Source organism: Sphingobium sp. (assembly GCF_048594625.1).
Taxonomy (GTDB): Bacteria; Pseudomonadota; Alphaproteobacteria; order Sphingomonadales; family Sphingomonadaceae; genus Sphingobium.
Genome location: NZ_JBMDWL010000003.1, coordinates 15,214 through 28,877 on the forward strand (window position 1 = coordinate 15,214; position 13,664 = coordinate 28,877).

Genomic DNA, 13,664 nt, shown 5'->3' on the forward strand with positions numbered 1-13,664 from the left:
CGCGCGGGGCGCTTCATGCGTGCCATGCGCGCGACCCTTCACACCCTCGAACAGACCATCCGCCAACGGCGGAGCGCCGATCCATCGGCATCCTATGTCGCCAAGCTCGCCGCCAGGGGCCGCGCCAAGATCGCGCAGAAGGTGGGCGAAGAAGCCGTCGAAACCGTCATCGCCGCCATGGCGAACAACCGCGCAGAGGCGATCGGCGAAAGTGCCGACCTGATCTTTCACCTGATGATGCTGCTCGCCGACCTCGACATTCCGCTCGACGCCGTGCTGGACGAACTGGACCGCCGCGAAGGCGTATCGGGCATCGCCGAAAAGGCCGCCCGTCCCAGAGATTGAGGCCTAACTACATTTCCTGCGCCATGCGGATCATGCAGGCCGCATGGCGCCGCGCAACGGCCATGCGATCATCGCCATAGCCGCCGCCCATCGTGCTGGCGACCGGAATGCCACGCCTCCGCGCCTGCCGCATGACGAAACGATCGCGTGCGTCCAGCCCTTCGTCAGTCAGTGCCAGCCGCCCCAGCCGGTCGCCTTCATGCGGATCGACCCCGGCCTGATACAGGATCAGGTGCGGCGCGAAATCATCCAATATGCGCGGCAATATATCGCTCAGCACCGCCAGATATTCGCCATCGCCCGTGCCGTCGTCCAGCCCGATGTCCAGCGTGGATCGCGCCTTGCGCACCGGGAAATTCTTTTCTGCGTGGATCGACAGGGTGAAAATATCGCTCCGCCCCGCCAGCAGCGAAGCGGTGCCATCCCCCTGATGCACGTCAAGGTCGAGGATCAGGATACGCTCCGCATCCTCCTCTGCCACCAGCCGGTTCGCCGCGATCGCCAGATCGTTGAACACGCAATAGCCCGCGCCCGTATCGCTCAGCGCATGATGGCTGCCCCCCGCCGCATTGGCGGCATAGCCATGTATCTTTGCCAGTTTCGCCGCGGCCCATGTGCCACCCGGCGACAACAAAGACCGCCGCATCACCCGTTCCGTCACCGGGAAACCGATGCGACGCGCCTTTTCGGGCGGTACGTTCAGGGTCATCACTTCATCGACATAGGCCGGGTCATGCACCGCATCGATCCAGTCCCGCGGCATCGGGTCCGGCTCCACGACCAGAAAGTCCGCGCCGCTTTCGCGCAGCGCCTCCATCACCAGTCCATATTTGTCGAAACGAAAATGGCTGCCGGGTGTTGCAGGCGAGACATAGGCGGGATGGTGAACAACGTGCAGCATGATCTTTTCCCGCTATCCCGATTCCAACCTAAGTTGCTTTGCGCTATCTGGTCCAGCATGAACCGTCCCGACATGATCCGTTTCCCGTTGCTGGCGCTGTCCGCCGTCGGCCTCACCCCTCTTGCCGCGCAGACCCCGCCACCCGCCGTCGCGCCCACCCTGCCGGTACAGAACGTTCCCGCGCCGACCGTTCAGCCCCTTCCCGTTCCGCCGCCGCCCGTGCCCATCCCGGCCCTGTCCCCGGCACAGGAGGCCTGGGCCAATGACTGGCTGAAGGGCGGCGCGGCGCAGGGGCTGATGGCCCGGCAGAAAGCCAGCGGCCCGTTGCGCGGCGATGCTCTGGTCAATGCCCTGATCGACCGGGCAAAGGCGCTCAATACCGGTCGCGTCGACACCGCCGACTTCCTCAACATCTGGGCGCTGCGCCCTGCTCCGTTCGATCCGCGCCCTAGCCTCGCCAAGGCGGTGAGCGAGGATCGGCTGGCCCAATGGTCCGGCACGCTTACGCCTCCATGGGCGGGGTATGACACGCTGCGCAAGGGCCTCGCCAAATATGAGGGCATTCGTGACAGGGGCGGCTGGCCGACGCTGACCGCATCGTCCGCGCCCGACGTCGTCCGCGCGCGCATCGCGCTGGAAGACCCCGCCGTCACGCCCAATGAAAAGCTGGTCGACGTGATCCAGCGCGCCCAGCGCCGCTATGGCCTCGAACCCACCGGCGGCCTTGGCGCGCGAACGCTGGAGGCGCTGAACGTCAGCGTGGACGATCGCATCGCCGCTATCATGGCCAATATGGAACGGTGGCGCTGGATGCCCCGCACCCTGCCGGTCAATCGGGTACAGGTGAACATCGCCGCTGCCGTCCTGACCGTGTTCGAAGGCGACCAGCCGGTCAGCTCCATGCGCGCCGTCACCGGCAGCCCGGATAATGCGACCCCGATGCTGTCGTCCAGCATCCATTCGATCGTCGTCAATCCGCCATGGAATGTCCCAATGTCGATCGCAAAGCGCGAACTTTTCCCAAAGGGGCGCGCCACGCTGATCAAACAGGGGTACAAGATCGTCAAGACGCCCGAAGGCGGCGAACGCATCGTACAGCCCGCCGGCCCTAGCAGCGCGCTCGGCCGGTTGAAGTTCGACTTCAACAACCCCTTTGCCGTCTATCTGCACGACACGCCGTCGCGCGGGAAATTTTCCAGCTATGACCGGCTGGCCAGCCATGGCTGCATCCGTCTGGAAAAGCCGGTGGCGCTGGCGGAACAGATGGTCGCGGCCGACCCGAACCTGAACGGTCAGATCCAGACGCTGATCGACGAAGGCAAGACGCAGCGTGTATCCCTGCCCAGTCAGGTGGCCGTCTATCTGCTTTACTGGACGGCCTTCGCCAATAATAGCGGCACCGTCAGCTTCCGCGCCGACCCCTATGGCTGGGACAAGCTGCTCGCCCAGAAAATCGAAGCCTCCAGCAGCCGCGTCGATCCGACCGCTGCTCCATCCCCCAACCTCGCATCGAAGGATTGACGCCCCCATGCGCAAATTTGCCCTGATCGCCCTGACCGCCGCCCTCGCCCTTTCCGCCTGCGGGAAAAAGGAAGATGAAGCACCGGCCGCGACCAACAATCTGGTCGAACCGCCGGTCGAAAATGTGATCATCGAAGAACCCGAAGCGCCGCTGCCCGAAGTGCAGAATAATGCCGCCGCGACTCCGGCCGCGCCGCCGCCCAGCATTTCCGAACATCAGCAGATGATGGACGATGCCGAAGCGACCGGCATGACGTCCCGCCTGCCCGAAGGCGGCGAACAGAGCCAGCCCGCGGACGAATCGAGCACGACGGGTCAATAAGGGCAGGCGCCCCGGTCTTGGACCGGGGCGCTGATTTTGCTATATCGGCCGAATGGATCGCCGTAATTTTACGAAGTTCGCGTTAAGCGGACTCGCTTTTTCGTTTCTGTCGGACAGCGTGGGTCGGGCCGCGCTTCCCGCAACCGGTGCCCCACTGACAGGCGCTGAACCCGCAAATCCGGCGCTGGTTCCCGCGACCCCGCGCGCCGTGGCGCAAAAACCCTATGCTGCGCTGCTGGAACGGGCCAAGGCGGCATTGGATCATCACGCCGATGCCTTTGCCCTGCGCGACAGGGTGGCGATCGTCGATTTCGACGCACCGTCGAAGGAAGCGCGGATGCATGTGGTCGACCTGATCGGCGGGCAGACCAGCAGCTATCTGGTATCCCATGGCCGGGGGTCCGATCCGGCGCATTCGGGCTGGCTGCACAGCTTTTCCAATGAATTCAACTCGCTCGCCAGCTCATCTGGCGCGTTCAAGACGGGCGACATGTATTTCGGCCAGCATGGGCGGTCGATGCGCCTGATCGGCCTCGATCCGCAGAACAATAATGCGGAACAGCGCGCGATCGTCATCCACGGCGCGGATTATGTGAGCGAGGATCATGTCGCCGCATGGGGTAAATGCGGCCGGTCCGAAGGCTGCTTTGCCGTTGCCCCCCATCTGGTGCCGCAGGTGTTGGGCCTGATGGGTCCGGGCCGGATGCTCTACGCCGACAAGATCGGCAACGGCTGACCCCTGCCAGCCCGGCAAAATGGGCCAAGTCTCAAGGCCCGTTCGCTTCGAGCGCAGTCGGGAAGCGGCGCGCACCCGCTCTCGACAGTAGAGCATTTTCGAAGCGGGCGGCATCGTCTGCTGACTCGGAAAATAAAACGGCAATAGAGCATGATCCGGTTCAATCTGATCGCATCATGCTCTATTGCAGGCTCACTCCCCGGCCAAAGCCGCGCCCGTCATCGTCTCGATCTGCGGCCTGTTGGTGGCGTCGATCGATCCGTCGGCTATCATCGCCTGACCCATGCCGATAGCTTCGTCGCCGATCCCTTCCTGCACTGACGTCTGGCTCGCGCCGATCAGCGCGGACAGCAGCACATTTTTGCTGACCGCATCGGCCGGTTGATCGGCAACGGTCTGGCGCGCCAGTTTCACCGCTTCCTCGAAAAAGGGATCAGCGCCGCCGCGATCATGGTCACGCAGATTCTGGTTGCCCAGCTGGATCAGGATACCGGCCAATATATTGCGACCGGCAACGTCGGTGGGCTTGGCCTCCACCAGTTTGCGCCAATGGGGCACGGCCTCCACATAGATCGGGATCACCCGATCCATCTGGCCCAACGCACCATAGGCCGCAGCCTGCGCATAGAGCGCATTGGCGAGGAAATTGACATTGTCCATCTTGGACGGATCGGCCTCCACCGCCGTGCGGATGGCCGGCATCGCCGCGTCATATTTGGCGACGGCCGCTGCATTGTCGCCCTTTTGCTGGGCGGCCTGCCCGGCGGCAAAGTCCGTCACCGCCTGATTGAAGGCGGCGATTTCAGCGGATGTCAGGTCGCGCGCCACTGGCGCCGCGTCCTCAGCGGTGGCCGCTTCTTCGACCGGCGGGGCTTCGGGCGGCGGCGCGTCGGGCAACTGCTGCGCATGAACGGGGGCGGTGGCGACCATCAGGGCGGTCAGAACGGATTTTGCGAACGTCGCGGCCAACGTCTATGTCTCCTGCATCGTTGCATGAAAGGGAAAGCCGGGCATAGCCTGCCCGTGCTGGCGGCAGAATGAACGAAACGCCGTCCAGTTCCACCCCTAAACGTTCAGGTCCGGCTATTCACAGTGCTGCACAGGGCGCAGAATGCCGCTGCCATGGCGAAGTCGTCGGCACGGCGCACGGCACGGGCGGCCGCTTCCGCGTCCTCGCCCCATTGTTCGACCTGCCAGGCTTCGTCGATCTCCGCCGCCTGCCACACCGACCCGGCATCATGATCGCCCTGCACCACCGCAAGGCCGCAGACCAGCGATCCGCTGAGCGTCACCAGCGTGGAAAGACCGACCAGTGTAAAGGGATCGATCGCCGCGACTACAGCTTCGAAACGGGCCAGCGTCTCGTCGGGCTGGGGCACGGGAATGATCCCCTGCGTCACCGCAAAGTCGACGCCATAGCGCGCCCGCGCCCAGTCCAGCAGCGGTTCCCATGCCGACGCCTGCCGTGCGACCAGCGCATCCGGCCCGTCCGCGCGGTAACAGAGCAGGTCCGACTGCGCATAGCGCAACACGCCCGCCGCAAAGGTCGTGGGACCGGGCGCGACATGATCGATCGCCGCATTGGCAAGGCCCGTCATCGGCATGGACGCCGGATCGACCGTTTCACCCTGCGCCCGCCATTCGCCCGCAACCGCTTGCGCCAGCGCAGCCGTCGGCAGCGCCAGGGGCGCGCGCGCAGGCGTGCGGACCGGGCGGCCGTCCAGACGAATGGCGAACCCGCCATCCTCCGCCGCGACGGTCACATCGGTATAAAAACGCTTCATTGCGGCGGCCTCTGCCGAAACAGCGCCAGCAACAGGCGCGGCACGATAACGAACTGGAACAGTCCGGTCACGACCATGATCGCGCCGAACGCCTTCGCCTTATTCCCCTGCACCCAGGAAAATCGCTGCATGATGGCGACGAAACCGAACATGACGAGGAAGGCGCCTGACAGGCGGAACAGCCCAATGGCGAAATGGCGCTGGCGCGCGACCTTTTCGGCGTAGATCGGCGGCGAAGGGGGCGGTGGCGATGTTGGGGGCGTGTCGGTCATGGCGCGCCGATATGGCCGCGCAATTGCGCGCTGTCCATCGCCATGGCATGCGCGCCCGCCGCGATCAGTTCGTCCGGCAGATGATAGCCCCACGCCACGCCGATGCTGCGCACCCCCGCCGCCAGCCCCATTGCGATGTCGAAACTGGTATCGCCGATCATGACGGTGGTGGCGGGTTCGGCGCCCGCTTCCGCCATCGCGGTCAGCAGCATGGAAGGATGCGGCTTGGACGGATGACGATCCGCCGTCTGCAGCGTCACGAACCGGTCGAGCAACCCGTGATGGGCAAGGCACAGGTTCAGGCCGCGATCCGACTTGCCCGTCGCCACCCCCAGCATCCATCCTGCCGCATCCAGTTCCATCACCAGATCGACGATGCCGGGATAAAGCGGTTCCTGCACCCCCTGTTCGCGGCGCATCGCCTGAAAGGCAAGCTTGTACCGCTGCGTCAGATGATCGTGGAAATCCGGTTCCGCATCGGGCAACAGCCGCGCCATGGCGACGGGCAATGACAGGCCGACCGCCGCCAATATCGCCATACGATTGGGCGGGGGCAGCTTCACATCGTCGAATGCGCGGGCCATTGCGGCGCAGATGCTGTGCTGGCTGTCGACCAGCGTGCCGTCGCAATCGAACACGACCAGCCGGTTGCTCATGCCGCATCCTCCTGCCCGACCGTGGCCCGCATCAACGCTGCCAGATCGGCCGCGCCATCGTTTTCCAGCGCCTGCGCCAAGCCGATCCGAGCCTGCTCTGGCTTGTCCTGCCCCAGTTTCGCGGTGCCATCCATGCTGTCCACCTGCATGGCGAACCCGACCAGCCCGGCCATCAGCCGGTCGAAATGCCCCGGCGTCATCTTGTCGCGGGTCCACAGCGGTTTGGGCGACAGGCGCTGTTCCTGTTCGATGGTCAGCGCGTCGATCTGCGCGACCGTCGCATCATGGTCCAGCCGTGTCATCGCCCCCCGCAGTTCGGCGGACTGATAATTCCACGTCGGCACCTTGTCGGGCAGGCCGTACCAGTCGGGGCTGATATAGGCATGCGGGCCGGTAACGACGATCAGCGCGTCCTGCCCGTCCAGATGGCGCACGATCGGATTGGCGCAATGGATGTGCAGGCCGATCCGCCGATCGTCCAGCCACACCAGCGGCAGATGCACGACATGCAGCCGTTCGGGCGCCGCGACGCACAGCAGGCCGAAACCCGCCTGCGCCACGAAATCGCGAATCGCCGCCTCGTCCCGCCATCGATAGGGCGCGCCCGGCGTCATCCCTTCTTCGCGCCGCCCCGCGACCGGCGTTCGCCCTTGCGATCCTTGCGAACCTGCTTGGCGTGCTGGCGGGCGAAGCGCTTTTCATCTTCGCGGGTCGGGGTCCGATCGATCTCGTCGTCCAGTGGCAGGTCGCCCAGGTTGATGTCGAAACCCAGTTCATGAATGCTGTTGGCGAAATGCGTCGGCAATTGCGCCATCACGTCCACCCGCCCGCCATCGGGATGATCCACGCGGATGCGCCGTGCGTGCAGGTGCATCTTGCGACTGATCGTGCCGGACAGGAACGCATCCTTGCCGCCATATTTGCCGTCGCCCACGATCGGGTGGCCGATGGCCGCCATATGCACGCGCAGCTGATGCGTGCGCCCGGTATAGGGTTGCAGTTCGACCCAGGCAGCGCGGTTGCCCGCACGTTCGATCACGCGATAGCGCGAACGCGACGGCAGCCCATCTTCCTCGTCCACATGCATTTTTTCACCACCGGTGCCCGGCTGCTTGGCCAGCGGCAGTTCGATCATGCCATCGTCGATGGACGGCACACCGATCACCAGCGCCCAATAGACCTTGCGCGCGGTGCGGCTGGAAAATGCCTTGGCGAAATGCGCGGCCGAACGGCTGGACCGCGCCAGCAGCAGCGCGCCCGACGTATCCTTGTCCAGCCGGTGGACCAGCTTGGGCCGCGATTCGGCGTCGAACAACAGGCCGTCCAACAGCTTGTCGACATGCTCGTCGGTCTTGGTCCCGCCCTGCGTGGCCAGTCCGGGCGGCTTGTTGATGACGATCGCCTGCGCATCGCGATGGATCACCATATCCTGTGCATAGGCGATTTCGTCCGGCGTCAGGTCGATCACGCGAACACGCTTTGGCCGCGCCTCCGCTTCGGGCTTCGCCTCGGCCGGGGGCACGCGGATCATCTGCCCTTCGACGATGCGGTCGCCCGGCGCGGCGCGCGCGCCATCGACGCGCAGCTGCCCCGTCCGCGACCAGCGCGACACCAGATTGAATCCGACATCGGGCAAGTGGCGCTGGAACCAGCGGTCGAGGCGAATACCGTCATCGTCGGCATGCACCCGATACTGTCGTACATCCAGCGATACGCCCTTCGACGGATTGCTCTTTGCAGGCTTTGCCTGCGACGCGACGACGGGTTTCGCGGCCGATTTGGCTGCGGCCGGTGCCTTTGGCCTGAATGCGGGCTTGCCATCCTTGCGCCCGCCGGCTGGCTTACCCCGGCCGGCGGGCGCACCGGATTTGCGATCGCCCGGCTTGCGATCCGCAGACCGCCCGCCCGCAGGCTTACCGCCACGCGGCCCTGCGCCGCCGCTCTTGCCGGTAGGACGCCCCTTCATGCCGCCGCACTCCGCATGATCGTCAGGCCCAGCGCCAGCGCGCCGACCGCGCCGACCACCGATGCCAGTGCATAGGCCATCGCCATCATCCCCTGACCCCGTTCGATCATCAGCATGGTTTCCAGGCTGAACGCGGAAAAGGTGGTGAAACCGCCCAATAGGCCAACGCCCAGCAGCAGGCGTATCGGTTCGCCCGATGCCATGCTGCCGCGCGCCAGCCATCCGGCCAGCAGGCCCATGGCGAAACCACCGATCAGGTTGGCGGCGAATGTACCCCAGGGCCATGTCGCGCCGGGGGTCATGGGGCCGATGAAACGGCCCAGCTGATAGCGCAGGGCCGCGCCGACCGCGCCGCCGCCCATCACAAGAAACATGTTGGTCATGAAACCCGCCCTATCGCGATTCCGCAAAAGGGGAAAGGTCGCAATCAGGCGGCGACCGTCGCTTCGGCCGAAGTGGGTCGGCGATGCGCGGCGATGCAGCTGATAACGCTGCCCACTACCAGCAGGAAGGCGACGCTTTCCAGCCCGGTCGGCAACCGCCGTTCCCACAGGAAACCATAGAGCAGCGCAAAGCCGGTTTCGAACAGGATCATCTGTCCCACCATGGTCAGCGGCAACAGCCGTGTCATACGGTTCCACAGCAGATTGCCGACGATGGAGGCAAGAAAGGCCACAGCGATACAGACAGTGGCGAAACGCCCCCATGCCGCCGCATCATGCTGCCCCACGCCCAGCCAGAACAGCACCGGCAGAAACGCCAGCGCCTGCAATCCCGTGGCAAGGCCGATCAACAGGTTCCAGTCCTGCGCAGGTATGTCGCCCATCCGGCGCAGCCAGTGATTATTGCCGATCGCAAAGGCCGTCCACGAAACGAGCGCCCCGACCGCGCACAGGAAACCGGCCAGCCGCGTTTCGACCGGCGTGCTGCCCGGCATGACGACGGCCTGCCAGCCGATGCACAGCGCCCCCGCCACGCACAGCAGCAGCGAAGGGGCAAGGCGGCGGAGCGGCACCGCGCCTGCTTCCCGGCTGCCGATAATGGTCACCGCGACCGGCAGGAAGCCGACCACCAGCGACGTCATGGCGATGCCGCCCATCTGCACCGCACTGGCCAGCAATATATAATAAAACAGATTCCCGGCCAGCGCGAGCCAGGCCAGCGCCCACAGGATGCGCGGCGTCAGCAATGCCGCGACCCTGCGCCAGCGCGGCGCGATCAGCATCGCGGCCATCGCGCCATAGGCCAGATAACGGCCGGTCGCCTGTTCGATCGGGCTGAAACCCCCGATCACTTCGGGCGCCAGAAATACCAGCCCCCACAGGGCGCCCGCGCCAATGCCGAACCCTATCCCCGCCAGCCTGCTACTGTTCAGGGCGTGCCCGCTCGCGCCGGTCCCGTTCAATCCCGCTCCATTGCCGTCCACGCCCATGTCGCCCCGCTCCGCCTTCGTCGGGGCAATAAATATCACCATGACACCGGGAATAATGCTCTTGATCGGGCCATCAAATGCAACAATTACTCATATATGGCTGCTCCATCCCCCTCCCGTCGCGCACTCGACGCCTTCGACCGGGCGATCCTGCGAATCGTCCAACGGGACAATCGCATGCCCCAGCGTAAAATCGCGCAGGCCGTGAACCTGTCCACCGCCGCCGTGCAGCGTCGCATCGCCGCGATGGAACATGGCGGCGTGATTGCGGCCAATGTCGCCATCGTCGATCCCGATGCCGTGGGCCTTGGCGTCACCTCCATCGTGGAGGTCAATCTGATCGATGAAAAAGCCGCGACGGTCGACCGGGCCAAGGCGCTGTTCCGTAGCGATCCCGACGTCCAGCAATGCTATTATGTCACCGGCGGTCGCAGCTTCATCATGCTGATCGTTGCGCCCGACATGCGCAGTTACGAAGCGACCACCCGCCGCCTGTTCGCCGAAAATGAAGCGGTCGCCAGCTATCACAGCTATCTGGCGCTCAGCCGGGTAAAAGCGGGCATGGAACTGGTCATCCCGGACGCAGGCTGAACCATGACATGCGGCCACGCCCCCATCCGTTCGTTTCGAACCTGGTCGAAAAACGACAAGTGCGCGGTCCACACCCGGCCTGAAGCGCGCTGGGTTAAATCTGACGCAAGATGCATACTCTTGTGATTTTCCATCGCATCGAGCTTGCACAAAACCGGTGCCCACTTTCGCGCACGATGCTCCGGCCTCTACCGCTGCCCTTCATCCACCCGGCATCAGGGATTCCCTGTGCCGGGAAAAGGCTCTAAGTCTGTCGGCCATGTCTGACCGAAAAATCAGGGCATGGCAGGCGGCGGGGCTGATCGATGCCGAAACGGCCGGCCGCATCCGCATATGGGAAGCCGCCCACAGCCGCCCCATCGGCATATGGGCGGTCATCGGCGTCGGCGCGCTCACCATCGGCCTTGGCCTCGTTTCGCTGATCGCAGCCAATTGGGATGCGATCCCCGGCACCATCCGCCTTGCCATCCATATGATCCTGATCGCGGCGCTGGCCGGGGCCATCTGGTGGCGTGTGCCAAAGGGCGGGCTGCACGATCAGGTCAGCGACGCAATGCTGTTCCTGCTCGCGACGCTGGGCCTCACCTTCTTCGGCCATCTGGGACAGGTCTATCAGACCAGTTCGCCACTGTGGCAGCCGCTGGCGACATGGATGCTGCTCTTTTCGCCGCTCTTGCTGCTTTACGGGCGGGGCTGGCCGGTCGCGGGCCTGTGGATGGCCGGGCTGCTGGGCACGACATGGTCCCATATCGACGAATATGGCCATGCCTGGCGGCTGTTCGGGCGCACCACCCTGCCCCACCCTTCGCTCTATTGGGGGTTGATCGCCTGCCCGCCGATTCTGGTTGGGGGGCTTGCCGCCTGGATGCGCGGGATCAGCGATCGCCCGGCCTTCTGGCGCCTGCTGGAACAGATGAGCGTCACGATCATCATGATGGCCGTCAGCCTGTTCATCCTGATCCATGGCTGGGACGGCGATCCCGACGCGCTGCCCGGCAGTCTGGCCATCCATGCCGCGGCCATGCTGCTGTCCGCCGCCATGATCGTCCATGCCCGGCGCACGCCATCGGGCCGCGCCACCGCTGCACTGATCGCCATCGCCGCCGCGCTGCATCTGGGGCAGGCCTTCCTCCCCGCCATGCATGGCGCAGCCCGCGCATGGACCGGCAGCCTCCTCTTCTGCCTGCTCTGGGCCGCTGCCGCCGCTGCCGCCATCCATGCCAGTTGGCGCCGCATCTTCCAGTGCGCGGTCGCTCTGGTGGCGCTGCGCATCGTCATCCTCAGCTTCGAACTGAATGACGACCTGCTGGGCAGCGGCGTCGGGCTGATCCTGTCCGGGCTGTTCGCGCTGGCCGTCGCATGGGGCACGATCCGCCTGTCGCGCCATTATGCCCCACCGCGTGAGGACGCAGCATGACAATGTTCCGCGCCCATCTGCGCCTTGCCGCCGCCTTGCTGCTGCCCGTCGCCATTCTCGCCGCCAGTTGGGCGACGATCCATCGCCAGTCGCAACAGGGGCAGGAATGGCTGGTCCCGATCCGGGGCTATGACCCACGCGACCTGCTGCGTGGCCATTATGTGCAATATCGTTACGACTGGCCGACGTCTTTGGCGCAGGATGACCGGAATTATCGCGACCCGGCCTATGCTGCCGCACTATGCGTTAACGGCACCGCACCACATATCCGGGCCGTCCACCCCCTTATCCAGGCGTCAGGCCATTCCGCACAGGCAACGTCCCCCGGCTGCGCCATCGTCATTCGCGGCGCACGGGGCACCCGTCGCGAAGTGCGCGGGCTGGAACGCGGCATATTCTACGTGCCGCAGGGACAGGCCTTCACCCTGACGAAACAGCTGGCCGACCCGCAATTGCAGGGCATGCTCCGCGTGCGGGTGCGATCCGATGGCGTGATGCAGCCGGTCGCGCTGGAATTTCGCCCTCGCCCTGCGGCGGCGCCCTCGCTCTAAAGCTCCAGCCCGATCAAAGTCCCGCTGCCGATCCGGTCGACATAGCGTTTGCCGTCGATCTCCAGCCAGTCGGGCGTCACTTCCAGCCGGCGGCCTTTGATGGTGGTGCGCAGATGCTCTACCGCGATCCGGTTGCGCGCCACGATCCGCAGCACGCACAATCCGTCGCCGCGCGACGCCATCATGCTGTACCGGTCGCCGCGCAGCAGGAAATGCCAGCTGCCATCGGCCGGCTTCCATTCATTTCCGTCGATGATCTGCGTCGCGACACCTTCGGGCGTACCCAGACGGACGCTGATCCGTGTGGCGCCGTTGGTCCGGCGGGGCGGCGCGAAAATCAGGATCGGTTCGCCATCCAGCGTGATCGGGATCGGCGTATCGCGCAACAGGCGCGATCCCCCGACGATCAGTTGCGGCAGCTCCGCCGAAAAAGGCAGCCGATCGCGCGCGAAATGGCGTTGCCGCACCACCGGATTGGCATGGAAACTCTGCACCTGCGTGGCGGTCAGCCGCCCTTCTTCCACCAGACCATGGCATGTCGGGCACAGCAATGTCGCGCCCGGCCCGTCGGGCAGCCCCAGATAACGGTAAATCGTCACGCCGCATCGCACACAGGCAAAGCCGCAGGCCTGACGGATGTCCGCCCGTTGCTCCGCCGTCAAATCCGGCAAAGACGGCATCACTCGCAAGCCAACCATGGACGACCCCTTTTCTCCGCCGTTCACCCCTGTGTGAACGGACGTTCCTGACATGGCGTCCTCTTGCTTGATGGAGGCTCTGACGGCCCCTTGCCCATTCAGCCTATCGTTTAAATAAATCGGCCCAAGTCAAGGGGCTGCACGAAATCTTCTATCGTTGCGGCAGCAAATCGACGTTGCGCGCGGCGGCGATGGCCCGGATGCGGTCGGGGCGCGGCATATTCTTGATCGCAATTTCCGCTACGTCGCCTGCACTGAACAATTCGACATGGCCGACGCCGAAAATCCGCTGTCCCAAAGTCTGGGTGATGCGCACCGATCGGATGCTGGTCAGCGCGATTTCGGTGCGCTGTTTCGACAGAAGGCCGCGCTCCATCAACACATCCCGTTCGCTCAGGGCAAGCCGTTCGCCCTTGTGCATGATCCACCAGATGCCGATCGCGATGATGCCCACGACCGATAGCAGCAGCAA

18 protein-coding genes are annotated in these 13,664 nt (G+C 65.0%); 7 read left to right on the plus strand and 11 right to left on the minus strand.

Annotation, left to right across the window (positions count from 1 at the left end; translation table 11 throughout):
- Window positions 1-24 precede the first annotated feature (24 nt).
- Window positions 25-345: a phosphoribosyl-ATP diphosphatase gene (locus tag ACOJSJ_RS00145; protein WP_420142973.1), complete on the plus strand. Its 321-nt coding sequence runs from the start codon at window positions 25-27 to the stop codon at window positions 343-345.
- Between the two features lie 7 nt (window positions 346-352).
- Here ACOJSJ_RS00145 and ACOJSJ_RS00150 read toward each other — a convergent pair whose 3' ends face one another.
- Entirely contained in the window at window positions 353-1,246 is an 894-nt protein-coding gene (locus ACOJSJ_RS00150) for a histone deacetylase (RefSeq protein WP_420142956.1), read from the minus strand.
- Between the two features lie 57 nt (window positions 1,247-1,303).
- On the opposite strand from ACOJSJ_RS00150, the gene ACOJSJ_RS00155 reads away from it, so the two are divergent.
- Genes ACOJSJ_RS00155 through ACOJSJ_RS00165 form a run of 3 tightly spaced genes read left to right on the plus strand, consistent with a single transcriptional unit; the run spans window position 1,304 to window position 3,825 of the window.
- Complete coding sequence (locus tag ACOJSJ_RS00155; RefSeq protein WP_420142957.1) at window positions 1,304-2,767, plus strand: L,D-transpeptidase family protein; 1,464 nt, start codon at window positions 1,304-1,306, stop codon at window positions 2,765-2,767.
- A 7-nt stretch (window positions 2,768-2,774) separates the two neighbouring features.
- The gene (locus tag ACOJSJ_RS00160; RefSeq protein WP_420142958.1) at window positions 2,775-3,089 is read left to right on the plus strand and encodes a hypothetical protein; all 315 of its coding nucleotides are present in this window, start codon (window positions 2,775-2,777) and stop codon (window positions 3,087-3,089) included.
- Between the two features lie 52 nt (window positions 3,090-3,141).
- Window positions 3,142-3,825 (plus strand): murein L,D-transpeptidase catalytic domain family protein, encoded by a 684-nt coding sequence (locus ACOJSJ_RS00165; RefSeq protein WP_420142959.1) that lies wholly within the window; start codon window positions 3,142-3,144, stop codon window positions 3,823-3,825.
- A 192-nt stretch (window positions 3,826-4,017) separates the two neighbouring features.
- Here ACOJSJ_RS00165 and ACOJSJ_RS00170 read toward each other — a convergent pair whose 3' ends face one another.
- The 8 genes from ACOJSJ_RS00170 to ACOJSJ_RS00205 form a co-directional block, all read right to left on the minus strand.
- A complete protein-coding gene (locus ACOJSJ_RS00170) occupies window positions 4,018-4,755 on the minus strand; it encodes a hypothetical protein (RefSeq protein ID WP_420142974.1) in 738 nt (245 codons plus the stop codon).
- A 143-nt stretch (window positions 4,756-4,898) separates the two neighbouring features.
- Window positions 4,899-5,609: an ATP12 family chaperone protein gene (locus ACOJSJ_RS00175; protein WP_420142960.1), complete on the minus strand. Its 711-nt coding sequence runs from the start codon at window positions 5,607-5,609 to the stop codon at window positions 4,899-4,901.
- Window positions 5,606-5,881, minus strand: coding sequence for a hypothetical protein (locus tag ACOJSJ_RS00180; RefSeq protein ID WP_420142961.1), 276 nt, complete (start codon window positions 5,879-5,881; stop codon window positions 5,606-5,608). The genes ACOJSJ_RS00175 and ACOJSJ_RS00180 overlap by 4 nt, the downstream gene beginning before the upstream one ends.
- The gene (locus ACOJSJ_RS00185) at window positions 5,878-6,537 is read right to left on the minus strand and encodes an HAD-IA family hydrolase (protein WP_420142962.1); all 660 of its coding nucleotides are present in this window, start codon (window positions 6,535-6,537) and stop codon (window positions 5,878-5,880) included. Before ACOJSJ_RS00185 ends, ACOJSJ_RS00180 begins: the two co-directional genes overlap by 4 nt.
- Complete coding sequence (locus ACOJSJ_RS00190; RefSeq protein ID WP_420142963.1) at window positions 6,534-7,151, minus strand: FMN-binding negative transcriptional regulator; 618 nt, start codon at window positions 7,149-7,151, stop codon at window positions 6,534-6,536. The genes ACOJSJ_RS00185 and ACOJSJ_RS00190 overlap by 4 nt, the downstream gene beginning before the upstream one ends.
- Window positions 7,148-8,503, minus strand: coding sequence for an RluA family pseudouridine synthase (locus tag ACOJSJ_RS00195; protein ID WP_420142964.1), 1,356 nt, complete (start codon window positions 8,501-8,503; stop codon window positions 7,148-7,150). Before ACOJSJ_RS00195 ends, ACOJSJ_RS00190 begins: the two co-directional genes overlap by 4 nt.
- On the minus strand, window positions 8,500-8,886 hold the full coding sequence (crcB, locus tag ACOJSJ_RS00200) for a fluoride efflux transporter CrcB (RefSeq protein ID WP_420142965.1): 387 nt from the start codon (window positions 8,884-8,886) through the stop codon (window positions 8,500-8,502). The genes ACOJSJ_RS00195 and crcB overlap by 4 nt, the downstream gene beginning before the upstream one ends.
- A gap of 44 nt (window positions 8,887-8,930) precedes the next feature.
- On the minus strand, window positions 8,931-9,977 hold the full coding sequence (locus ACOJSJ_RS00205; RefSeq protein ID WP_420142966.1) for a DMT family transporter: 1,047 nt from the start codon (window positions 9,975-9,977) through the stop codon (window positions 8,931-8,933).
- Between the two features lie 54 nt (window positions 9,978-10,031).
- Between ACOJSJ_RS00205 and ACOJSJ_RS00210 the strand changes: the two genes are divergently transcribed.
- From ACOJSJ_RS00210 to ACOJSJ_RS00220, 3 genes are all read left to right on the plus strand, one after another.
- The gene (locus ACOJSJ_RS00210; RefSeq protein WP_420142967.1) at window positions 10,032-10,526 is read left to right on the plus strand and encodes an Lrp/AsnC family transcriptional regulator; all 495 of its coding nucleotides are present in this window, start codon (window positions 10,032-10,034) and stop codon (window positions 10,524-10,526) included.
- A gap of 259 nt (window positions 10,527-10,785) precedes the next feature.
- On the plus strand, window positions 10,786-11,943 hold the full coding sequence (locus tag ACOJSJ_RS00215) for a DUF2157 domain-containing protein (RefSeq protein WP_420142968.1): 1,158 nt from the start codon (window positions 10,786-10,788) through the stop codon (window positions 11,941-11,943).
- The gene (locus tag ACOJSJ_RS00220) at window positions 11,940-12,494 is read left to right on the plus strand and encodes a GDYXXLXY domain-containing protein (protein ID WP_420142969.1); all 555 of its coding nucleotides are present in this window, start codon (window positions 11,940-11,942) and stop codon (window positions 12,492-12,494) included. Before ACOJSJ_RS00215 ends, ACOJSJ_RS00220 begins: the two co-directional genes overlap by 4 nt.
- Here the strand turns inward: ACOJSJ_RS00220 and ACOJSJ_RS00225 are convergent.
- Window positions 12,491-13,192 (minus strand): hypothetical protein, encoded by a 702-nt coding sequence (locus ACOJSJ_RS00225; RefSeq protein ID WP_420142970.1) that lies wholly within the window; start codon window positions 13,190-13,192, stop codon window positions 12,491-12,493. The two genes, ACOJSJ_RS00220 and ACOJSJ_RS00225, sit on opposite strands and share 4 nt — an antisense overlap.
- Window positions 13,193-13,343: 151 nt before the next feature.
- Window positions 13,344-13,664 (minus strand): PH domain-containing protein (locus ACOJSJ_RS00230; RefSeq protein ID WP_420142971.1); only part of this gene is annotated, 321 nt, incomplete at its 5' end.